This is a genomic window from Paenibacillus sp. PK3_47, assembly GCF_023520895.1.
Lineage (GTDB): Bacteria > Bacillota > Bacilli > Paenibacillales > Paenibacillaceae > Paenibacillus_AQ.
The window spans coordinates 4,655,240-4,678,733 of sequence record NZ_CP026029.1; the positions used below are offsets into that span (position 1 = coordinate 4,655,240).

Genomic DNA, 23,494 nt, shown 5'->3' on the forward strand with positions numbered 1-23,494 from the left:
TTACTATAGCGGAATTTGTTTTCCTATGGGGCTGGACATTACTTCAAAAGGAATGGATTTTTCAGCGGATGACCATACGGCTGCGGATATGCCACACGGCTTGCTCTACAAGACTCTCATAGCAGGCAGGGTTATAATTGAGTACACCGGCGTAAGGGATGAACAAGCAGCGTTTTTTGTACCCCGCAGGGCCCAGCCGCCGCCAGTTCTGCTCCAGTCTGGCCAGCTCCAGCTGCTCCAGTCCGGAGGGGACCATAATCATAAGGTTACCGCAGTCCATCTCTGCAATTTCCTGCAGCGAATACAGTCCTGCCAGATCCAGCGTATCCAGGATATCCGGACGGGACAGTCCCAGTTCCCCGTAAAATAAATCATTCATTTTGCGGCTGTTCCTGCCGAAAACGGCGAAATCCTGCTGCCTGGCGACGGCAATAAGAACAGGCTCGTCGCCCCAATATTTAAGGAGCTGTGTCCGCGCATTGCTGATCTTCATATGATACTGCGCAAGCCAGCGCCCGGCGACAGGTGTCAATTCGAGCAGTGCGGCGATATCCATGAACCGCTGCTTCCAGGGATAGCCTTTCCAGGTGATAACAGTAGTCGGGGCGATGTCTTCCAGTGCAGCCTGTAAATCCGCACTGACCGGAGGGCTGAGAATCAGGTCGGGAGAGGCTTGTCTTAGACGGCGGAGAACCTCTTCCGGCTGTCCGAGATCATAACGGTCGAACAATAAGCGGGGTGTAATTCCGAGCGGCTCCAGGTCACCGAGAAAGACAGGCGTCAGGCTTACGACTTTGCGTCTGGCTGCAGCAAGGTAATCACTTGGACTAAGGCCGAGCTGCTTCTTGAACAATCTGCTGAAATAATGCTCATCGGGATAGCCGACAGCATGTGCAGTTTCAGCAACGGAGGAAGAGCCGCCGGCAAGCAGCCCCATGGCGGCATGCAGTCTTACGGATGTGGCATACTGCAGCGGACTGATTCCGGTGTGCAGGCGGAAAGCACGGTAGAACCGGCTGGAGCTGACGCCGGAGGCGCGGGCAAGCTCTTCAATATCCACCGTTTCATGGTAACGCTTCTGGATGTACTCGCGGGCATGCTCCACATAGTTATGCAAGTCGGCCTCTGCGGCCTTCGGCTTGCTGGTGGATTGTATGAAGCCGGATACCATCATATATAGATGGGACTGGAGCCGGCAGTAATGGGCATAGTCATCTGCCGCACTTTCCCGCATGAAATCCTCTATCCATTGTCTCACCTGCGGCATACGGAACGAGCGGATCACCTCATGCGACAAATATTCACGGTCCAGTCCGCGAAGCATATCCATTGCCTCGTCCGAGCCCTGGACAGCGAACCGGACAAGCAGAAACTTAGCCGGCTGGTCCGTTTCGCTCTGCAGCATGCAGGAGCAGCCGGCGGGCACCAGCATAAATTCACCGCCGGAAATGTAATCACTGCGCTGTGAATGAGGAGACTGCAGCGTCACCTTCAGGCGGTGCTGGATAACGAATACAAAAGCCGCTTCATCCTGCGGAGCAGACCATTCACGTGGACTGCCTTCTTCGACCTGCAGGATAGCGGCACCGGTATATGTGAAAAAAAGCTGTCTGATTGCTTCAGCCAAAGAAGACACGTTCGGTAAATCCCCTTTCTATGCTGCTTAATCCTCCAGGAGTGAGAGTTCTTCTTCCAGTGCGGCAAGCCTCTTCCGGAGGTCTGCGGCCAGCGCTTCGTCCTGTTCCTGTACGGCTGCTGCCAATTCTTCTGTGACAATGCCGATCTGGTGTTCCAGATAGGTGTAATCAGATGAAGATCCTATACGCGCTGAGCGCTGTGAATAAGTCATGGTTCACACTTCCTTTATGTGAGTTTTGTCATTTTCGGCTATGGCCGGTGTATGTTCATGATACAGGCTTTCCCGGACGCGCTCAAGTGTGGTCACCGGCTGCAGGCGGAGGCGTATGGACCGCCGCCCGGGGGGAGCGATGGCGTATAAGCTTGAGCAGGAGCAGCAGAATAACCAAAACCGGAATGCCGTATAAAATGGTGTATTCCATGTAGTGACTGTTCCAGATCAGCAGCTTCACATTATTCAGAGAGTGGACGCCGACTACAAAAAAGAGATTGCGGGTCAACCAATAGAGTAAACAGAAAATGATCCCCATGTATACAAGCTGGAAAAAATCAATAACATATTCCATCCCTGTGTATCCGTTAAAAATACGGTTGGGGATATGGGTGAGTGCAAAGATGACCTGCGAACTCAGCAGGGCCGCACACAGGCGCAGGGAAGAGGACCTCACTCTTTTAAATAACAGAAACAGCTGAACGAACAAAAATCCCCGGAACACAATTTCCTCCACCAGTGAATTGCCAAAAAGCTGCCCGAACAAGCTGCCAAAGATGGTATTCGGTTCATACGTTATTAATTCATTGAAGCGGATATAGCTTCCAAAGCCGGCAAAGAAATTGAGCAGCCCATCAGCAATATGTAAGGCAAACCAGAACAGCAGAAAACCGGTTAACCCGGGTAATAACTTCTCCTTTCTTAAGCCCATATCCCTCCATGGAACCTTGGCAATAATGAGCAGAAAAAGGATGACATCCATAAACAGGATGATCAGAGATCCGCTTAACGTTCCGTCAACCCAGCCGTTGGTGAGTTTAGCTAGCGGGTAATAGTATCCCTCTGTGAAATAAACAAGGTTTACGAACATAATGCAGAGAATGTAAAGCAGAACTACACCGGCGATCACCCAAACGGGTACTTTTTTTGCCTGGAAAATTGACGAATCATCCTTTGTCATATGCAGCATCGTGAATGAAACCCTCCTAAATAGTTGTAATTCCATAAATTAACTATTTATAAATATATCGACCTTATCCAGAATTGACCGTTAGAAACATCATAGGTACTGAGGATGGATGAATATATCGTGCGCCGCCTGGTTAAATTAGGTTACAGCAGTGACCGCAGGGCATAAGCGGAAGCAAATAAGCAGCCTGAAAGCAGCAGCGGGAAATATTTTTCGACAAAGGTTGACACCGTTTTCAGCTTATGTTAAATTGTTTCCGAGGCTTGTTACCGGTAATGCGGGCAAAACCACAGTGGAAATGATTCTGTCATGTCCATTGTTGTTTTGCCCTTTTTTGATTCCTCAAAAGCAGGTGGGTTTACAGTGATCATCAAGCAAATCTTCAACAACAATATCGTCAGCACACTCGATGAGAAGAACCAGGAACTGCTGATCCTCGGCCGGGGTATAGGTTTCCAGTTCCGTGCGGGTGATGTGATTGACGAACAGCGGATTGAAAAGGTCTTCCGTCTGCAGGATTCCTCCATTTACGAGCGCTTTAAGGCGATTGTCACGGAAATGCCGGTTGAAATTTTGCAGGTGACGGATGATATCGTCAGTCTCGCGCGCATGCAGCTGAATAAGGTGATCAGCGACGGGATTTATGTCTCGCTCTCGGACCATATTCATTTTGCCGTGCAGCGGATGGAGCGGGACCAGATTGTCCGTAATCCGCTGTCCTGGGAAGTGCAGCACTTTTATAAGGCAGAGTATGATGTGGCCAAAGAAGCGCTGACCATTCTGAAAGAACGGCTCGGCATAGATTTTCCCAAGGATGAGATCTGCAATATTGCCTTACATTTCATTAATGCCGAAGTCAATGATTCCATGAACGATGTGACGCATCTGATGCAGCTGCTGCAGGAGATTATGAACATCATCAAATATCATTTTCACGTGGATCTGGATGAGGACAGTGTGAATTACTTCAGATTCATTACGCATCTCAAATATTTCTGCCAGCGGGTCATCACCCATTCCAGTCATGACGACGCGGAGGAGTATTTGTATGAGGTGGTCAGGAAGAATTATCCCGAGACCTTCAAATGTATCCGCAAGATTGAAACGTTCATTCTGAAAAATTACGATTATGCCATGACGCATTCCGAGCAGCTCTATCTGACGCTGCATCTGGAACGGCTGATGAAAACCAAATAACAAGGGGCTTGTTACTGTTCAATCAGGCAAAACCCGGATGAAGCACGGCACGCTTTTACGCGATAGCCCTGTGTTCATTCGGGTTTTTTTAATGCCAAAATTAGGAGGATACACGATGAAACATCAGGTAACGGCACAACAAATCGTCAAGTCTGTAGGCGGAGTGTCCAACGTAAATTCGGTTTATCACTGTGTCACGCGGCTGCGCTTCGAACTTAAAGACGACAGCAAGGCCGACCAGGCTGCGCTGAAAAAACTGGACATGGTCATGGGCACCAACATCTCGGGAGAACAGTTCCAGGTCATTATCGGGAACGACGTTCCCAAAGTCTATGATGAGGTCGTCAAGGCATTCCCGGCGCTCAAGCAAAATGCAGAAGGAAGCAAAAAAGAAGGCGAAAAGAAACAGAATGTGATTCTGAAAATTTTTGAAACTATCGCAGGTGTGTTCGCGCCGATGCTGCCGGCCATTACCGCTGCGGGTATTCTCAAAGGGCTGCTGGCCCTGTTCGTTACTTTGGAATGGATGTCCGCAGGAACGGATACGTACCGGATTCTCTCCGCCATCGGCGACGGCGTGTTCTACTTCCTGCCGATCCTGATCGCGTTCAGCGCAGCCCGGAAATTCGGCAGTAACCCGTTTATTGCGGCCGGAGTCAGTGCAGCGCTGATGTACCCTGATATGGGGGCGCTGCTATCCAGCGGTGAGCCGGTATCTTTTCTAAGCATACCTGTTACCGCCGTCTCCTACGCTTCATCTGTAATTCCTATTCTGCTGGCCGTATGGCTGCTCTCCTATGTGGAAAAAACGGTAGACCGCTTTGTCATCCCGTCTCTTAAGCTGCTGCTGGTTCCGCTGATCTCCCTGTTGATCATGGTGCCTGTAACGCTGATCGCAATCGGGCCGCTCGGCACCTTTATCGGTGACGGCTTGTCCGGCGGCATCAACTGGCTGCTTAATGAAGGCGGACTGATCTCCGGGATTATTCTCGGCGGAACGATGGCTCTGATCACGATGACCGGGATGCACTATGCCCTGGTTCCGGTAATTATCAGCAATCTGGCTACCCTCGGCTTCGATAAGTTCCTGCCGCTGACGTACATTTCCAATATGGGCCAGGCCGGCGCAACGATGGGCGTATTCCTGCGGGCAAAGGATAAAAAGCTGAAGTCTGTTGCCTTGTCCACCAGTGTTACTGCCCTGATGGGGGTCACCGAGCCTGCGATGTACGGTGTGAACATGAAATACAAAAAGCCGTTCATCGCGGCTATGATCGGCAGCGCGGCCGGGGGCGGATTCGCTTTGGCCTTTGGAGTCAAAGCTTATGCCTTGGCCGGTAACGGCGGGATTCCGGGTCTGCCGGGTCTTGTTGGACAGACCTTCTGGTATGCGCTCGGCGGGATGGGCATTGCCTTTGTATTGTCCGCTGTGGTCACTGTTCTGCTCGGCTTTAAGGAAGAAAGTGACGATGCCGGACAAATTAGCGCCAGCACCGCACCGCCGGCAGCACCGGCTGCCCGGGCAGCTTCAGCAGTGACAGCTCCAGCTCCGGTAGAGATAACAGATGAGCCTGCTTCCGCTACTGCAGATGATACGGCCTATGCACCTATGACTGGCAAAGCGATTCCGCTGCAGGAAGTTAACGACCCTACCTTTGGCGATGAGCTGATGGGTAAAGGGATTGCTTTCGTGCCTACGGTTGGTGAACTGGTATCGCCGATCAGCGGCACGGTGATGAACGTGTTCAAAACAAAGCATGCTCTGGTTATCCGCAGCGCCGCCGGCATGGAGCTGCTGATTCACGTCGGCATCAATACGGTGAAGCTGCGCGGGCAATTTTTTGAAGCGCATGTGCAGACCGGTGATGCCATTCAGGCCGGTGACAAGCTGCTGACCTTTGATCTGGAACAGATTGCCCGGAACTACGACATTACAACGGCGATGGTTGTTACCAATACCGCAGACTACAAGCAGGTTCTGCCGGTCAAGCTGGGAGCGGTCGGATTCGGTGAGCCGGTGCTGAAGGCGGAGCTGTAGAGTGAAGTTTAAGACAAGCTGAATAGAGGCAGGAGTAACGGAGGGGAAGTTTGGAACGGAAGGAAGGGCGACAGCGTTCGCCTTTGTCTCCGGATGTTATCCGCCAGCAGAGGCACGATCAAAACATCTGGAGACAACAGCGACTGGAAGTCCAGACATTCCCCGCAGTTACGGTCATAGCCCACAGACAGCATTTTATTTTAACACTACTAAGGAGCTGAGCACATTGAGCATACAACAAGGTTTTCCGGAAGGTTTCCTGTGGGGCGGGGCAATTGCCGCCAACCAGGCTGAAGGGGCTTTTGACGCAGACGGAAAAGGGCTGTCCACGGCGGACATGGTGCCTTATTTTAAGAAAAAAGACTACACCAATCTGAAAGAGCTGATGCATGTCACGAGCGAATCCATCCAGCGGGCGATGCAGCATCCAACGGCTGAGGGGTATCCGAAGCGTTACGGCATTGATTTTTACCACCGTTATAAAGAAGATATTGCGCTGTTCGGCGAGCTGGGCTTCAAGGTGTTCCGGATGTCGATCAACTGGCCGCGGATTTTCCCGAACGGGGATGATGCCGAGCCGAATGAAAAAGGGCTGCAGTTCTACGACGACATGTTCGATGAAATGCTTAAGCACGGGATTGAGCCGCTCGTAACGCTGTCACACTATGAAATGCCGATGTCGCTGGTCCTGAAATACGGCGGCTGGAGAAACCGCAAGATTATCGCGTTCTATGAGAAGTATGCGGAAACCGTGATGACCCGGTATAAGGACAAGGTAAAATACTGGCTTACTTTTAATGAGATCAACACTACAGTCATTGAACCGTTCACCGGCGGCGGCGTAGTAGAAGATACCGTGGATAATATCCGTGAGGCGTCCTATCAGGCGCTGCATCACCAGTTTGTGGCCAGCAGTCTGGCTACGAAGAAAGCCCGGGAGATTAATCCTGATTTTAAAATCGGCTGCATGCTGGCGCGGATGATCCATTACCCGGCGACCAGCAGCCCGGAAGATGTGCTTCAGGCACAAGTGGACAACCAGCTCAACCTGCTGCATACGGATGTACAGGCGCGGGGCAGTTACCCTCCGTTTGTGAAGCGGTATTTTGCCGAAAATAACATTAACCTCGCGGTCGAGCCCGGGGATGAGCAGCTGCTGCGTGAGCACACGGTGGACTTTATCTCTTTCAGCTACTACACCTCGCTTATCTCGACAGTCGATCCGGAGAAATACGGCGTTACCGGCGGCAACCTGTTCAGTACGGTCAAAAATCCGAACCTCCAGGTTACCGAGTGGGGCTGGCAGCTGGATCCGATCGGTCTGCGCATTGTGCTCAAGGAGCTCTATGACCGTTATCAGCTTCCGCTGTTCGTCGTGGAAAATGGCCTCGGGGCCAAAGATAAGGTAGAAGAAGACGGGTCGATTAACGACGATTACCGGATTGACTATCTGCGCAAGCACATCACCCAAGTGAAGGAAGCTGTAATGGATGGCGTTGAAGTGATGGGCTATACCAGCTGGGGTGCGATTGATATCATCAGCGCGTCTACCTCGGAAATGTCCAAGCGCTATGGTGTGATCTATGTCGATCAGGATGATGAAGGAAACGGTACGCTGAACCGGTTCAAGAAGAAGAGCTTCTACTGGTATCAAAAGGCGATCGCCAGTAACGGTGCGGATCTGGACTAAAGCTTGTGGAAAACTCCTGCGGGTCCACTGCTATTCGTCTGCCTCACAGCGCAGCGTGATAATCCGGGTCTTACTGATCATTTCCCGGGAAACAGGGGGGCCGGCTTCATATAGGTGTAGTTTGTACACTTAAAAAGGGTATGTTTCCGCACCAGCGGCGTATAGCTGTATTTCATACATTTAAATCTGCCGGTTTCGGCTGGAACACGCCTTTTGCCGGATTTTAACTGCACAGAATACAACTAAAGGGGATATTCGCCGGAAAACCGGCGGTTTAAATGTATAAAGTGCAATTATAGCCTGCGGGTGAGTGGTGTGAGGCACTAAGTTAAGAGCTAACCCGTCAAGTGCAGCATGATTTTTTAAAAAAGCAGTATGCAGCGGACAGAACGTCCGGGTGCATACTGCTTTTTTGGTTTTCGTCTTAAATTACAGTGCAATAAGCCTGTATTCGTAAGGCCCGACAGCCAGCGGACCGGCTGGCACAGCCCCGCCGCCCAGCGCATCCCGCCCGCCGCCGGGCAGGGTAACGCTCCCGCCGAGCCCGTCCATGTTGACGATAGTCCACATGTCCCCGGCGGGGCCGCGCCTTGGGCACACGACGGTGCCTGCGGTAACGTCGCTGTGCAGGGTTACCCCGGCCCGGCCGGCGTAATGCCCGATCAGCGCCCGCAGCAGCCGGTCGCCCGCTTCCCCGGCGGGCAGCGATCCGAGCATGACAATGGCCCCGCGGCCATAGGGCTGCTCGGTCAGGAAAGCCAGGCCCGGCGTCCGCCCTCCGGTGACCGTACCGGCCACGGAAGCTCCGCCGGGCAGCGGCTCAAACACCGCGCTCCATAAGGACAGCGGCGCGGAAATGCCAAAGGCCTCCCCAATGCTGCCGGTCCCCTCCATCGGGTAGACGTATTTGGTGTGCACACCTGCACACTTCTCCAGCTCTCCCAGAGCAGCACCCGTATGCAGGGTGTGCTCCGCCGTGCGGCCGCCGGTCAACGGGCCTGCGATCCAGATGCCGCCCGCTTCCGCGAAAGCGAGCGCCTTCTGCAGATACTCGGGAGACAGATAATGCACGAAAGGGGTGAACAGCAGCCTGTAGCCGCTGAGGTCGCCGCCCTCAGGCACAAGATCACGGTGAATGCCCATGTCCAGAATCCGTTTGTAGAAATCGCCCAGCAGGGAACGGTAGTTCAGCCCCCGGTGCGGCTCTGTCGCAAGATAAGCCTTGGTCCGGTCCGAATAGGTGATGGCGACCTCGGCCTGCACCGGACGGGTAGCCAGCATATGCGGTTCAATGGCCAGCCGTGCCGCCGAAGCTTTCTGGACATTATCATAGCCCAGCGCCGGCTCACCCCAGGCGCTGATGACCGAGCTGTGCATCTGCTCGCTGCCGGAACGCTGCTGCCGCCACAGCCAGTAGCAGAAGCTGCCTGCTCCCAGCGCATAGGCGGACACTGCTTCGGCTGTGAGATAGCCGTCCGGATGCGGCTGGCCGTAGCTTGTCAGCGAACCGGCGTAGGACGGGCTGGTTTCAAGCAGCCAGAAATCCCGGCCCGGCTTGATATTGCGCCAGAGATCGCAGTTCAGCAGATAAGCATGCCTGTTGGCCTGGGAGGCGTAGGTGTCATAGGAAGCGAAATCCAGCTCCCGGAACAGCTGCTCATTATCCAGATGAAACGCGACACTGCTGTTGTGGGTAATCGGAGCATCTGAATAACGGCGCAGAATGGCGGCCTGCTCAGCAGCAAACCCGGCGATCTGCTCCATCTGGAACAGACGGTACATAGTTACAAGCGATGAGTTGTGCAAAAAGGGTGTAGCCACCGGCTGAGGCACCTGGTCAAAACGCTGGTAGGTATGGCTCCAGACGCCGGTTCCCCACGCTTCATTCAGCTGCCCTATGCTTCCGTAACGCTGCTCCAGCCATTCATGCCATAGCATTTTGCAGGTGCCGCACATGCATTCGGCCACATGCGCCTTAAATTCATTGTCGAGCTGCCAGGCAGCAAGGCCCGGCAGCCGGCCCAGCTCCCTGCCCAGATGCTCTGCAATAACGGCAGCCCGCTGACGGAAGTAAGGGTTATTCGTACAGATATGCTGCCTGGACCCGTGGCTCATCACCGATCCGTCCGCCTTGATGAACAGACGCTCCGGATGCCCGTCTGTCAGCCAGACCGGCGGAGTGGCGGTCGGTGTACACATGACCGTGTCGATCCCGTGGGCATGCAGGAGCTGGATATGTTCGGCGAACGGACGGACGTCGATTTCACCTTCCGAAGGCTCCATCCCGGACCAGATGAACTCTCCTATGCGGACAAGATTGATGCCGGTGTCCTTCATGAGCTGAAGATCACGCAGGCGTTCGGCCTCTCCCCACAGCTCTGGATACCACGCGGCGCCGTAGTACAGTTTGTGCTCCACTTGCTTTACCTCCCGGAACTCTAGATGAGGGAATTTAATCTCTAGGCATCATAGTTGCTGCGCTTTTGGCAGGCAATAGTAAAGTTTTGCCGGCTTTGCACTTTGTTGACCAGGGAAGTACAGGGCCTATAACTGCGATTCCAGCAGGCTATCCAAAAAGTCTGATTGCCGGAAAATGGCCCTGGAGCCATAATGGGAACCGCAGCCCCAGAGATTAGACAAGGCTGCATATCCAATCGGAGGTGAGTGTAATGAAACAAGGAGCGGCGATAGGAACGGCGGAGATTCATACTGCCGGCGTGTACCCCAGCAAGCGGGAGCTGATCTTCAAACGCCTGAGGCGGGATAAATGGCTATACATCCTGCTGACCCCGGGACTCCTGTATTTTCTGCTGTTTAAATATGTGCCAATGTGGGGGATCCTGCTCGCGTTCAAGGATTTCCAGCCTTTCCTGGGCTTCATGAAAAGCGAATGGGTGGGACTGGAGCATTTCCGTACCTTTTTCCAGAATCCTGACTTTTTCATGCTGCTGCGCAACACACTTGTATTGTCCCTGCTTAATCTGGTGTTCTTTTTCCCGGCACCGATTATACTGGCGCTGCTATTAAATGAGATAAGGTTGTCTTTCTACAAACGTACGATTCAGACGCTCATTTATGTGCCCCATTTTATATCCATGGTTATCGTCGCCAGTATCTCCTATGTCTTTCTGACTACTCAGGGCGGAGCGGTCAATGAATTTCTGTATACGGTTACAGGCAGCAAAATCGATTTCCTCGCCGACCCCGACTGGTTCCGGCCGCTGATCATTCTGCAGACGATCTGGAAGGAATGCGGCTGGGGAACAATTATCTTCCTTGCGGCGCTTGCAGGTGTTGATGTGGAGCAATATGAGGCTGCGGTAATGGACGGGGCCAGCCGCTGGCGGCAGATCTGGCATATTACACTGCCCGCGATCCGCAGCACGATTGTTATTCTGCTGATTCTGCGGATGGGTACAATTCTGGATAACGGGTTCGAGCAGATTTATCTGATGATGAATGCGCTCAACCGCGAAGTGGCTGAAGTGTTCGATACCTATGTGTATGCGCTGGGGATTACCCAGGGGGCATTCAGCTACAGTACGGCTGTCGGACTGTTCAAATCGGTCATCGGGGTTGTACTGGTGCTCGGCACCAACTGGCTCGCCAAGAAATTCGGCGAATCGGGACTTTACTAAGAGGGAGGCTGCGCGTGTGGTTAAGAAGCAATATCGCAGTACTGGAGAGGTTGCCTTTGACATCTTCAATTATATTATCCTGGGAATTATCGGAATCGTCGCCATCCTGCCGTTCCTGTTCGTAGTCGCCGGTTCGTTCGCAACTGAGGCGGAAATTACAAAGCGTGCTGTCTTCCTGATTCCGACCACCATTTCGTTTGATGCTTATAAATTCATCTTTTCTACGGATACGATTGTACGGAGCATCGGGGTGTCGTTATATGTAACGGTCATCGGGACGATTGTCAATCTGTTCTTTACGGTAACCATGGCCTATCCGATGGCCAAACGGTATCTGATGGGCCGCAATACGATCCTTAATCTGGTTATCTTCACCATGCTGTTCGGCGGAGGGATGATTCCCACTTATCTGGTAATCCGTGATCTGCAGCTTCTGGATACCCTTAACGCACTCATTCTGCCGGGGGCTATCAGCGCCTTTAACCTGATTATCGTCAAAAACTTCTTCCAGGAGCTTCCGGTTGAAATGGAGGAGGCGGCGCGGATCGACGGCTGCAGCGAGCTGGGTCTGCTGTGGAAAATTGTCCTGCCGCTCTCGAAGCCGGTTCTCGCGACCTTTACCCTCTTTTATGCGGTGGGACACTGGAACAACTTCTTCTCGGCGCTGCTGTACATCAATGATCCGTCCAAATGGCCGCTGCAGGTCATGCTGCGCCAGATCGTTATGCTGTCCCAGGCGGCAGCCGGCGATCTCAGCAGCATGGACCCGAATTTCGTACAGCCGCCTGAGCAGTCGATCAAAATGGCTGTAATCGTGGTCGGCACACTTCCGATTATGTGTGTCTATCCGTTTCTGCAAAAACATTTCGCAAAAGGGGTGATGCTCGGTTCAGTTAAAGGTTAATCTGTTATGCTAACATATAAAGGGAGGCCAATGATGAAAAATCAACGTTCAGCAGGAAAGAGTTCCATTAAATTGAAAAAGCGGTTGTTTACGTTACTGTCAACTATTATGATTGTAAGTGTGATGTCCGGCTGCGGAAGCAACGGAGGGACGAATAATGCAGCGGGAACAAACGGTGCTGCAGACAGTGAAGGAACGGCCAAGCCTGAGGCTGCGGCGGGAACGGAAGCGGCTGAGCCGCTGGACCTGACGCTGATGCTGCCGATTTTTAAAACCAATTATCCCAAGGATGACAGCCCGGTTGCGGCTAAGCTTGAGGAGCTGACGAATACCGATATTCATTTTGAATGGGTGCCGAACGCTTCCTACACCGATAAATTTAACATTACGCTGGCTTCAGGCAAGCTGCCCGATATTATTTATGTAGGGGATGTCAAGGCGTCCAGTTTTGTTAATGCCGCGAGGTCGGGAGCTTTCTGGGAGGTGGGTCCTTACCTGAAGGATTTTCCTAATCTGAGCAAAGCAAACCCGGTCATTCTGAACAACTCGGCCATTGACGGCAAGAACTACGGGATTTACAGAGGGCGGGCGCTGGGCCGTAACGGCGTAGTATTCCGTAAAGACTGGCTGGAGAAGCTGGGCCTTGAAACTCCGCAGACCGTGGATGATTTTTATAATATGCTAAAAGCGTTCAAGGAGCAGGACCCTGACGGTAACGGCAAGGATGACACCTATGGCATGGTCATGGTAAAGTGGACCGGCGGCTGGGCCAGCGGCTTCGACACGATCAAGCTGTGGTACGGATCTCCGAACAGATGGGGCATACAGGATGGAAAGCTTGTTCCTGAGCATGAATATCCCGAGTACTTGGAAGCGCTTAAGTTTATGAAAAAGCTGTACGACGAGCAGCTGATCAACTCCGACTTCGCGGTAATGGACAGCTCCAAATGGAATGATCCGGTCGTCAACAACCAGGCAGGCGTCATTGTCGATGTAGTGGACACCGCAGCACGGATTGACGACAAGATTCATGCTGCACTCCAGAAAGAAGGCACAGATGAGCCTGACCGCCACTACATGGATGTTATAGGCGGGGTTACAGGTACGGACGGACAGCTGCATACACTCCCGACTTCCGGCTTCTCCGGCATGCTGGCGATTCCGAAATCTTCGGTCAAAACCGAAGAAGAGCTGAAGCGTGTGCTGGCCTTCCTGGACAAAGTGAATGACGGGGATCTGCAGACGCTGCTGGGATACGGAATTGAGGGCGTCCATTACAATCTGGTGGATGGTTATGTAGAGCGTTCAAGTGACACCGTCCTGCTGGAATCGGAAGTGGAAGGGCTCAATCAGATGATTCCTTATATTCCTGATGAGAATGCGAAGGATGCGAAGCAGATTAAGCAGACTCCGCTGCGGGATAAGCAGACGGAAGTACAGGAAGCCAATGTAGCAACGATAGTGGTTAATCCTGCTGAAGCCCTGATCTCGACCGTATACACGCAAAAAGGCTCGCAGCTTGATAACGTTATCAATGATGCGCGGATCAAGTTTATTGTCGGACAAATTGATGAGGCCGGCCTGAAAGCAGCCTTTGATGTATGGCGGAAGACAGGCGGAGACGAGCTGGTAACTGAAATGAACGAATTGTACGCAAAATCGGGTCAATAGCGGCCGGCCTCCGCTCCATATATCGGCCGGAATAGCCCCATTAACGCCGCAAGGCTGCAATGCTAAACTATGAATTCGGCTGGTGAATGCATATGGAGAATGGAACGGCAGGAAAAAGAAAGAGACTGCTCCGGGGATGGAGAGGGCGCAAGGGACGGTATTACCGCAATAATCTGATTATTATGCTGATTGTCTCGTCCATTCCCGGACTGATTATAGGATTGCTTGTGTACTGGATGGCTGGCGGAAGCCTGGAGGAGGAGCTGCTCGAGATGCATAACCGGCAGATTGAGCAGCGTGCCGCCAACATTGATGACCAGCTGACCAATCTGGAGCTGATGCTGGCGCACTGGGCGTTTGATCCCAAGTTTGACTACAGCCTGAAGGGTATGGATTTTACATTAAATCACGAGCGGGCATGGGATATCACCAAGACACTGGTGGTCATGCAGGGCTCCAACTCCATGGCCCGGCAGGTGGAGCTGTATCTGGCAGGGGAGCAGCCGGTGCTGTTCGGCACGGAGTATGGCACTTTAACTCCCGGCGCAGCTGAAGTGTACGATAAGCTGATGGATACAGACCAGAGCACCTACTGGACCGAGATGTCTTTTGACTCCGCCAAGGTGCAGCCCAAAGAGCTGGCGCTTGTGCATCATATTCCCGGCGGCAGCCTTGAGCCGTTCGGGGTATTGCTGCTGCGGATGGACACCCAGAAGGTTTCGGATATGCTGCGGACCATGACCCCGTACAACAGCGGGGAAGTCTACATGATACAGAAATCAGGCGGACTGTTTATCTCCGGAAGCGGCGGTGACGGTGACGCTGCGCCTTTTGTTGCCGCACTGCAGAAGGCGATCGGGACGAGGGGCAGCGGAGACGGCACATCTTTCCTGTATGACTGGGACGGGATTACCTATGCGGTTACATACGGTGATTTCTCGCGGATTGCAAGTGAATGGATGTACGTATCAGCCTCCCCTATTTCCAGTATCACCTCCCCGGTAGTAGAGCTTTCCAGAGTGATCATTACGGTCAGTCTGAGTGCTCTGCTGCTCGCAGCCGTTCTGTCCTGGATCGCTTCACGCAAAATCTATTCGCCGGTCCGCCGCCTGTTCCAGACCCTGCTCCCCGAGCATACCGTCTGTGAAGGCCGTGAGGATGAGGTGACGCTGATTGAGCGGCACTGGCAGAACCTGCACGGCCAGCAAAATGCGCTCCAGTACACGCTTTCGCAGCAGCTTCCGCATGTGCAGCGGAGCTTCCTCAATCAGCTGTTCCAGGGTTATCTGTATGCGTATTCAGAACGTGATCTGCAGAACCGGATGAAGCAGTACAAGTGGGAAGTGGAGGACTGTGTCTTTGTGGTGCTCTATATCCAGCTTACGGGGATATCCAGCCTGGACGGCAAATTCCGCAGCGGTGACGAAAGTCTGGTGTCCTTTGCAGCCGTGAATATTATCGGTGAACTGGCTGCCGAACATTTCAGGCAGGCAGAGACGGTGAACCTGCACAATCTTACGGCGGGAATTCTGCTGATCGAACAGGGGGCAGGACCGGAGCCGGAGAGAGTACGGGCTTTCGGCGAAGAGCTGGCCGCCACGATCAACCGGATGCTCAAGCTGCAGGCTACTGTGGCTTACAGCGCACCGATGGATCACATCTCCGGCATCCCGCGGTCCTTTGAAGCCGTAAAGCAGGCGGTCAGCCACCGCCGGTACGGTGACGGGAACCAGGTAGTCAGCCTGGAGCAGCTGGAGCGCGATGGACAGGGACAGCAGGTGTCCCAGTATTCATTCCTGCTGGAACGCGGGCTGATTCAAGCGCTGCGCACCGGGGACGCGGAAGAAGCGGACCGGCTGCTGGAGGAATTCCTGGATACGCTGTCGGGGGATGGTGCCAAGGTCATCGACGTGCAGCAGGGGATGCTGCATCTGCTCGGTGCGGTACAGCATGCGGTGCTCGAAGCAGGTATAGCGCCGAACCAGCTGTTCCGGGGCAAAAATCTGTATGCCGGCCTGTCGCAGATTCATGAGCCGGCGATGATTCTGTCCTGGTTCCGCGGAAATGTTACGGGACCGTTCCTGAAGGAGCTGTCAGAACGTTCGGATGCCGGGATCCGCCGGACAATTGACCGGGCGATGATGTATATCCAGGAGCACTATATGGACAATATTTCGCTGGACAGCTGTGCGGAGTATACGGGGACCAGTCCTTTTCTGCTCAGCAAGTCTTTTAAAAGGGTAACCGGCCATAATTTTATCGATTATTTAACCGATCTGCGGATTGAAAAAGCGAAAGAGCTGCTGCGTGATACGGATCTCAAGATGAACGATGTGGCGCAGCAGGTCGGCTATCAGCAGAGTTATTTTAACCGGATATTTAAAAAACAGGAGGACATCACTCCTACACGCTACCGTGAACTGAGCCGTCATGGAGGAGAGAAGGATGCCGGAACCCGCCAGGAGCTGTAACGCTGAATGTGATTAGCGGATCCGCAGGCATCTTTCTCAGGCTCAGTTCATGTACCGGGGTGATGCCATAGAAGGAGATGACGGCTGTGTCTTCGGTCTTGCCGATTCAATTGCACTGGATGAAGGAGCCTGCAGCGGCTGCAGGGGTTACATGGGGGGTGCCCTGGTCCCGCGGAGAGCTGAGCCGAGGGGAGTTATCTGCACTGTATCTCCGCGGAACGGCTGACGGTTCCCGTCTGCCGCTTCAGAGCCGTCCGGCCGCGTATTGGCCGGACGGCAGCATCAAGTGGTCCTTTCATTCCGCAGTCTGCCCGGAAGGCAGCGCGGAAGGCTACATGCTGGAACAGTCAGCGGAGGCGGAAGCTGTACAGCCAGGCATGCGTGTATCCGTTCAGGAAACAGAGGAAGCCTATGTTGTGGATACCGGTACCATCGTGTGTACTGTGATAAAGCGTGGAGCAGGAATGATCTCCCGGATCATCCGCCGGGTGCCGGCGGATGCCGGGGGAGCAAATGATAATCACGGACATTCCGGAGTAGAGAAAGCTGTCTTTGTTGAAGGGACTGCTTCTGCCGGGGAGACGCCGCCGGTTGAGCTGCTGGTATGCAGCGGAAGCGAGCTGGTCTGCCTGCGCGAACACAGGGACCATCTCAGCGGCAGGCTTACACTTACGCAGGAACGGTTTGCCGGCGTAACAAGGAAGGCTGCAGTAGAAGAGGCCGGGCCGCTGCGCGCTGTAATTACTCTGGAAGGCCGGCACCGCAGCAGCAGCGGAGCCAGAGAATGGATTCCTTTCACGGTGAGGCTGTATTTCTATGCGGGGCTGGAATCCATCCGGCTGGTGCATACCTTCCATTATGACGGCAATCCGCATGAGGATTTTATCAAGGGGCTGGGCATCCGGTTCAAAGTGCCCTTACGCGGTCCTCTGTACAACCGCCATGTCCGGCTGGCAGGCAGTGAAGGCATGTTCAGCGAGTCACCCAAAACGCTTCACACCCGCAGAACCAAGGGCAAGTACGCGGACATGTTCGCTGCGCAGCTGGAAGGACAGCGTCTTGCATTTGATGCGGAAGCAGATGCTTATTTCACAGGACTGCTGCAGGATTCAGCGGTCTGGGACAGCTTCCGGCTGCTGCAGGATTCCTCCGAGCATTACACTGTTCATAAACGGACAGGGCCGGCCTGTTCCTGGGTCAAGGGGGCAGAAGGCAGGAGAGCCGGTGGACTTGGCTATTTAGGATCAGAGGGCGGCGGTCTGGCCGCCGGGGTGAAGAATTTCTGGCGCAAGTTTCCCTCAGGGCTTGAGCTGGCCGGTGCCGCCGGTGATGAAGGAGCGCTTACCGTCTGGTTCTGGTCGCCGGAAGCGCCGGCGATGGACCTGCGCCACTATGACACGAAGACCCATGTGGAATCCTCGTATGAAGGCGCGGAGGAGCTGCGTGCTACGCCGTACGGCATCGCGAACACCAGTGAGCTGACCCTGTGGTGCATGGCAGAGACGCCGGATTCCGCAGCGCTTCTGCGGATGCAGGCATATGCCGATGAACCGCCGCTGCTGATCTGCGGACCGGAATATTACCACCGCAGCCGGGCCTTCGGACTGTGGAGCCTGCCGGACCGGAGCACACCGGCCAAAGCTTACCTGGAAGAGCGTCTGGACGGTATTATCGCTTTTTACCAGGCCGAGATAGAGCAGCGTAAATGGTACGGCCTCTGGGATTACGGCGATTTCATGCACAGCTATGATCCGGTCCGCCATGTCTGGAATTATGACCTGGGCGGCTGCGCCTGGCAGAATGCCGAGCTTGTGCCGAACATGTGGCTGTGGGTGAGTTTTTTGCGGAGCGGGCGTGCCGATATTTTCCGGATGGCGGAAGCAATGACCCGTCACACCAGCGAGGTGGACGTCTATCATTTCGGGGAATATGCAGGCCTCGGCTCACGGCATAATGTTGTGCACTGGGGCTGCGGCTGCAAGGAAGCGCGGATCGCGATGGCCGGACTGCACCGCTACTATTATTATCTGACCGGCGACGAGCGGACCGGGGACATCATGGACAGCGTGAAGGATGCCGATTATTCGACGGTAACGCTGGACCCGATGCGGGCTTATTTTCCAAAGGATGAATTTCCGACGCATGCACGTGTGGGGCCCGACTGGGCGGCGTTCAGCTCCAACTGGATGACCCGCTGGGAACGTTATGAGGATACCTTTTACCGTGACAAAATCCTGACGGGAATCGGCTGCATCAAGAATGCCAATCTGCGGCTGATCTCTGGTCCTACCTACGGCTATGATCCGAAGACGGGCATCTTAAGTCCGATGGGCGACGATAACTGGGGCCGGCATCTGGCGATCTGCATGGGCGGGCCGCAGGCGTGGTTCGAGCTGGCGATGATGCTGGAGGACCCGGAGTGGGAGGATATGCTCGCTGAATTCGGCGTGTTCTACAACCTGCCTGAAGAAGAGAAGAACGCAGTTGCCGGAGGTGCAATTACAGGGAAGCTGCGGTTTGAGCATCCGGTGCTCAGTGTGGCTATCGCTGCTTACGGCGCCTGGTACAAGGATGACCGGGCCACTGCCGACCGCTGCTGGAACATCCTGCTTAACAATCCTTTCGGTCTCGTTAATCTGCAGGAGCAACAGACACGGGTCACTTATATGGAAGAGCTGGATGAAATCGGCTGGATGAATACAAATGAAGCCTCCCAGTGGTCGCTCAATACAATCATTGCGCTGGAGCTGATTGCGGAGGCACTTCCGGAGCGGGATTCCGGGGGAGCGGAGAGGGGAACAGCGGTTGAGTAAGATGTGCAGCATGCGGATGCGCGTGAGACAACTGTTAGATAAGAGTTTAGCAGGCAGCTGCGATGGAAACAGAGGTTAGATGGAAATGCAGCAGATGTCAGGGGGAACAGCGGTTACATGAGAGTACAGCAGGCATCTGAGAAAGAAACTGCGGCTGGATGTGAGTATATCAGACGTCTGGGAAGGGGAAGTGGAGCATGGCATTACGGCAGGATATGGTAAGGGTCCCGGAGCACTGGCGGGAGATCTACCATAATTCTCTGGCGGGTCCGGAACAGATGGACGGTTTCCGGATGGAAGGCGACGGAATAACGTCCTTTCCGATGGGCCGTTTACGGCTGGAAAGCACGCGCAGTGCGGAAGAAGGGCAGAAAGCGAACATTGTGCTCTGGTGTCCTGAGGACTTCCCGGCCGACCATGCAGTGTCCTGGAAGTTCCGGCCGCTGCGGGAGCCGGGGCTGGCCATATTGTTCTTGGCTGCTGCCGGATGGGAAGGCAAGGATTTGTTTGACCCGTCCCTTCCGGCCCGGACCGGAGAGTATGACCAGTACCATCATGGGGCTATGAATGCTTTTCATATTTCGTATTTCCGGCGGATGTGGCAGGAGGAACGGTCTTTTCATACTTGTAATCTGCGCAAAAGCTACGGCTTCCATCTGGTTGCCCAAGGGGCTGATCCGCTGCCGGATGTGGCAGATATGTCCGAGGAATATCAGATGCTGGTCGTGAAGCAGGGGGCTGAGGTCACCTTTGCTGTCAATGGACTGCCGCTGCTGCATTGGAGTGATGACGGCTCGTCCTTTGGCCCGGTGCTCGGGGGCGGAAAGGTCGGCTTCCGGCAGATGGCCCCGCTGATTGCAGAGTACAGTGATCTGACCGTGTACGCACCTTGAGTAATGATGTTAAACCTGCGCAGTTCTTGGTTCTGGCGTGAAAGACGTTAATTTGCAGCATGAGTGCATTTTGTGCAGCAGAATGCTTAAGAATCGGAGCAGTTTATTGAACTTAAGTATTCCGTGCAGCAGAATGGGGCGTTATGAGCCAAAACAGCTAAATTACAAAATTCTAATGTGCTAACTGCAACAGATCCTGATTTTCACTCGGTTCAGGGGACATTTGCTGTATAAAATGCAGCCTTGCTAATTCGCTGTGTTATGGAAAATGAGCCTAGTTACCGTGTACGGAACTTGGGTAGAGTGCGGATCTTGGGTAAATGCGGATCTTAGGGAGCACGTACGGATGTTGGGGTAGTGTGTACGGATCTTAGGAAGCGCGTGCGGATCTTGGGTAAATGCGGATCTTAGGGAGCACGTACGGATGTTGGGGTAGCATGTACGGATCTTAGGAAGCGCGTACTGTTTAATCTAAGCGGAATTTCTCCAGCTAATTCTCCGACTAATAGCGATTTTGCAAAACTTATTGGAAAAACTCCACTTAAATGTATTGGGTTAGTCTTTAAAGGGTGTTATCTGCCCGAATAGCAGGAGAATTTCCAACTAAAGCTCGTAAATGATGAAAAAGGATCGGATTAGGTGGAGGAATTCCAACTAAGCATTAAAGCATACCTACTGATGCGACTCGCGACACTCCTATAAGCACAGAATCAAAGAAAGTCGGACAGACATTGCAGCTCAGCACTCAAAACACCTTAATAAATCCTTTTCTGGTGAATCAACAGAACTGTATGAAGTGCAATGGGCTTAACATTTAACTTTTAAAGGAGGCATAACAGCAATGGCTGCAGTTTACTACTGCTACCCGCAAGGCCGGCATAAGGCGCTGACCATGAGCTATGACGACGGCAGACGGGCGGATGAGCGGCTGGTCGGCCTTTTTAACAAATACGGCATTAAGGGCACCTTTCATTTGAATTCGGGGCTGCTGGGAGAAGGAGACCGCATTACGGCAGAGGAAGTTCCTGTCCTGTACCGCGGGCATGAAGTCAGTGCGCACACCCGGCGGCATCCGACAATGGCCCGCTGTCCGCAGGAGTATATTGTCGAGGAGATTATGGAAGACCGCAAAACGCTGGAAGGGCTGATCCGCCAGCCGGTCCGCGGGATGTCTTATCCGAACGGGTCTTATACCCGGGAAATCAAAAGTCTGCTGCCGCATCTCGGGATTGAATATGCCCGGACGGTACAGAGCACCGGCGGCTTTGGCCTGCCGGAGGACTGGCTGGAGTGGCCGGCGACCTGCCACCATAACCGGGGTTTGCTTGAGCATACGGAGAATTTCCTCGGGCTGCACAAACGGCAGTATCTATATTTGATGTATGTATGGGGCCACAGCTATGAGTTTGATAACGATAATAACTGGGAACTGATAGAGCAGTTCTGTGAGAAGGCAGGCGGTAAGGAAGACATCTGGTACGCCACCAACCTGGAGCTGGTTCATTATATGAAGGCCTGCCGGGGGCTGATTTTTTCGGCGAGCCGGGATTTTGTCTTTAATCCGGGAGCTGCTGCAGTCTGGATTGAAGTGGACGGAACAGTAGTAGAGGTGCCTGGAGGCCAGACTGTGGACTTGGTCTGACGACAGGAGAGAGCGGCTGCCGAAGCGAAGGCGCCGGATAGTAGACAAGGAGGAATTACGGTGTCAAATAATAGTCAAAGTCTGCACCGGCTGGCAGAGATAGATATCTCGGCCGCCGGTCCGAGATGCAAAATGCTGATAGGCGATCTGGACGGTGACGGCAGGGCCGAGCTGCTGCTGGTCCAGCCGGATAACCGCCAGGATGTACGGTATATTCCGCATCAAGTGCAATGCCTGACCGCTTTTAATCTGGAGGGGGAGCTGCTGTGGCAGACCGGCAAGCCGGATGCCGGTGCGGGCAGCCAGGGCTCTGATTATCCGGCCCAGATTTTTGATATTGACGGTGACGGTGCACTTGAGGTGCTTTGTGTGATGGATGACAAGCTGCAGATTCTGGAGGGGGCGACGGGTAAAGTTAAATCCGTACATGAGCTGCCGGCCAAAGAGGCTCATGACTGCATCATTATTGCCAACTTGTCCGGCAGCGGCCGCCCTGGCGACATTATCCTTAAGGACCGCTACCACAAGCTGTGGGCACTAGACCGTAACTTCCAGCTGTTGTGGACACATGAGGGAAATGTCGGACATTTTCCATGGGTGTACGATCTAGACGGGGACGGGCGAGATGAGGTCATGGCCGGTTATGATCTGCTGGATGCAGACGGCAAGCTGCTGTGGAGCTGTCATGACCTTGAGGATCACGCCGATTGCCTCTGGGTTGGGGATGTGAACGGAGACGGGGTACCGGAACTGGTAATCGGCGGAAGCGTAACGGTCATGTATGACCGCAATGGACAAGAGCTGTGGCGGTATGAAGGCTCTGTAGAATCGCAGCATCTGGCGCTCGGGCGTTTCCGTGAAGACCTGCCCGGTCTGCAGATTGCGGGCCTCGACCGTCTGGTCCGCGAGGATGACGGCAAGGGCCTCAAAGGCAAGGATGCCATGTTCCTGCTCGACCAGAACGGCCAGGAGCTGTGGAAGGAAGAACGCACAACAGACGGCTGGCTGACGATTGTTGAAGCTGTAAGCCGCTTCTGGAAGGGGGGACCGGACTACATTCTGGCTTACCGCCGGGGTGAAACTGTCCTTCCCGGACTATATGACGGCTATATGAACCTGGTTGCCCAGTTCGAAGAACAAGGTTACGCCGTGCACGGGGATCTGCTGGGTACCGGTACGGAACAGGTCATTATTTATACTGATGAGCTGGCGGCAGTCTATGCCGGGGAAAAGCTCCCGCTTACAGCTGCACATCCGGGGCAGCCGCTGCCGCAGCCTAAGCGGCTGTACAGCTCTACCCTGTACCCCGGCGGAGAGGTAACGGTATAAGAGCGGCAGAAGGTTAATAGGTGCTGCGATGCTGCCGGCTTTTTGCTCGTTTTAAGAGGCAGCAAGATGCAATATGAGGATTAATTGTCTGTAACAGGCCGCCTTCTAGCAGGTTTATCTGCTGAGAGGCGGTTTTTTGTAACTATACTAATCAAGCGCATAAATACCTTTGAATCCGCATATTTGCGCCAGACGGCCCGAATCAAACGCATAAATACCATTGAATCCGCACATTTGCGTCAGACGGCCCGAATCAAGCGCATAAATACCTTTGAATCCGCACATCTGCGCCAGACGGCCCGAATCAAGCGCATAAATACCCTTGAATCCGCCCATTCGCACCAGACAGCTCAAATCAAAGGCAAAAATGCCCTTGGCTCGCACATTGT

The 23,494-nt window shown here is 53.8% G+C and carries 16 protein-coding genes; 11 read left to right on the forward strand and 5 right to left on the reverse strand.

What is annotated here, in order from left to right; genetic code table 11:
- Positions 1 to 61: 61 nt before the first annotated feature.
- From C2I18_RS20335 to C2I18_RS20345, 3 genes are all read right to left on the reverse strand, one after another.
- On the reverse strand, positions 62 to 1,636 hold the full coding sequence (locus tag C2I18_RS20335) for a helix-turn-helix domain-containing protein (protein ID WP_249897553.1): 1,575 nt from the start codon (positions 1,634 to 1,636) through the stop codon (positions 62 to 64).
- A 27-nt stretch (positions 1,637 to 1,663) separates the two neighbouring features.
- Positions 1,664 to 1,849: a hypothetical protein gene (locus C2I18_RS20340; protein WP_249897554.1), complete on the reverse strand. Its 186-nt coding sequence runs from the start codon at positions 1,847 to 1,849 to the stop codon at positions 1,664 to 1,666.
- 82 nt (positions 1,850 to 1,931) lie between these two features.
- Positions 1,932 to 2,819, reverse strand: coding sequence for a CPBP family intramembrane glutamic endopeptidase (locus tag C2I18_RS20345; protein WP_249897555.1), 888 nt, complete (start codon positions 2,817 to 2,819; stop codon positions 1,932 to 1,934).
- A gap of 363 nt (positions 2,820 to 3,182) precedes the next feature.
- Between C2I18_RS20345 and licT the strand changes: the two genes are divergently transcribed.
- From licT to C2I18_RS20360, 3 genes are all read left to right on the forward strand, one after another.
- Complete coding sequence (gene licT / locus C2I18_RS20350; protein ID WP_249897556.1) at positions 3,183 to 4,016, forward strand: BglG family transcription antiterminator LicT; 834 nt, start codon at positions 3,183 to 3,185, stop codon at positions 4,014 to 4,016.
- A 115-nt stretch (positions 4,017 to 4,131) separates the two neighbouring features.
- Positions 4,132 to 6,054: a beta-glucoside-specific PTS transporter subunit IIABC gene (locus C2I18_RS20355; RefSeq protein ID WP_249897557.1), complete on the forward strand. Its 1,923-nt coding sequence runs from the start codon at positions 4,132 to 4,134 to the stop codon at positions 6,052 to 6,054.
- 226 nt (positions 6,055 to 6,280) lie between these two features.
- Positions 6,281 to 7,744: a glycoside hydrolase family 1 protein gene (locus C2I18_RS20360; RefSeq protein ID WP_249897558.1), complete on the forward strand. Its 1,464-nt coding sequence runs from the start codon at positions 6,281 to 6,283 to the stop codon at positions 7,742 to 7,744.
- A 429-nt stretch (positions 7,745 to 8,173) separates the two neighbouring features.
- Here C2I18_RS20360 and C2I18_RS20365 read toward each other — a convergent pair whose 3' ends face one another.
- On the reverse strand, positions 8,174 to 10,162 hold the full coding sequence (locus tag C2I18_RS20365; RefSeq protein ID WP_249897559.1) for a beta-galactosidase: 1,989 nt from the start codon (positions 10,160 to 10,162) through the stop codon (positions 8,174 to 8,176).
- Between the two features lie 251 nt (positions 10,163 to 10,413).
- Between C2I18_RS20365 and C2I18_RS20370 the strand changes: the two genes are divergently transcribed.
- The 8 genes from C2I18_RS20370 (at position 10,414) to C2I18_RS20405 (ending at position 23,105) form a co-directional block, all read left to right on the forward strand.
- A complete protein-coding gene (locus C2I18_RS20370; RefSeq protein WP_249897560.1) occupies positions 10,414 to 11,382 on the forward strand; it encodes an ABC transporter permease in 969 nt (322 codons plus the stop codon).
- A 16-nt stretch (positions 11,383 to 11,398) separates the two neighbouring features.
- Complete coding sequence (locus tag C2I18_RS20375) at positions 11,399 to 12,286, forward strand: carbohydrate ABC transporter permease (RefSeq protein ID WP_249897561.1); 888 nt, start codon at positions 11,399 to 11,401, stop codon at positions 12,284 to 12,286.
- A 33-nt stretch (positions 12,287 to 12,319) separates the two neighbouring features.
- Complete coding sequence (locus C2I18_RS20380; RefSeq protein ID WP_249902183.1) at positions 12,320 to 13,957, forward strand: extracellular solute-binding protein; 1,638 nt, start codon at positions 12,320 to 12,322, stop codon at positions 13,955 to 13,957.
- A gap of 92 nt (positions 13,958 to 14,049) precedes the next feature.
- On the forward strand, positions 14,050 to 16,428 hold the full coding sequence (locus tag C2I18_RS20385) for an AraC family transcriptional regulator (RefSeq protein WP_249897562.1): 2,379 nt from the start codon (positions 14,050 to 14,052) through the stop codon (positions 16,426 to 16,428).
- A 77-nt stretch (positions 16,429 to 16,505) separates the two neighbouring features.
- A complete protein-coding gene (locus C2I18_RS20390; protein ID WP_481857823.1) occupies positions 16,506 to 19,241 on the forward strand; it encodes an exo-rhamnogalacturonan lyase family protein in 2,736 nt (911 codons plus the stop codon).
- Between the two features lie 197 nt (positions 19,242 to 19,438).
- Entirely contained in the window at positions 19,439 to 20,134 is a 696-nt protein-coding gene (locus tag C2I18_RS20395; protein ID WP_249897563.1) for a DUF1961 family protein, read from the forward strand.
- A gap of 841 nt (positions 20,135 to 20,975) precedes the next feature.
- Entirely contained in the window at positions 20,976 to 21,776 is an 801-nt protein-coding gene (locus tag C2I18_RS20400; RefSeq protein ID WP_249897564.1) for a polysaccharide deacetylase family protein, read from the forward strand.
- Between the two features lie 132 nt (positions 21,777 to 21,908).
- Complete coding sequence (locus C2I18_RS20405) at positions 21,909 to 23,105, forward strand: hypothetical protein (RefSeq protein ID WP_249902185.1); 1,197 nt, start codon at positions 21,909 to 21,911, stop codon at positions 23,103 to 23,105.
- Positions 23,106 to 23,252: 147 nt separating this feature from the next.
- Here the strand turns inward: C2I18_RS20405 and C2I18_RS20410 are convergent, their stop codons facing one another.
- Complete coding sequence (locus C2I18_RS20410; RefSeq protein WP_249897565.1) at positions 23,253 to 23,489, reverse strand: hypothetical protein; 237 nt, start codon at positions 23,487 to 23,489, stop codon at positions 23,253 to 23,255.
- Between the last annotated feature and the right edge of the window lie 5 nt (positions 23,490 to 23,494).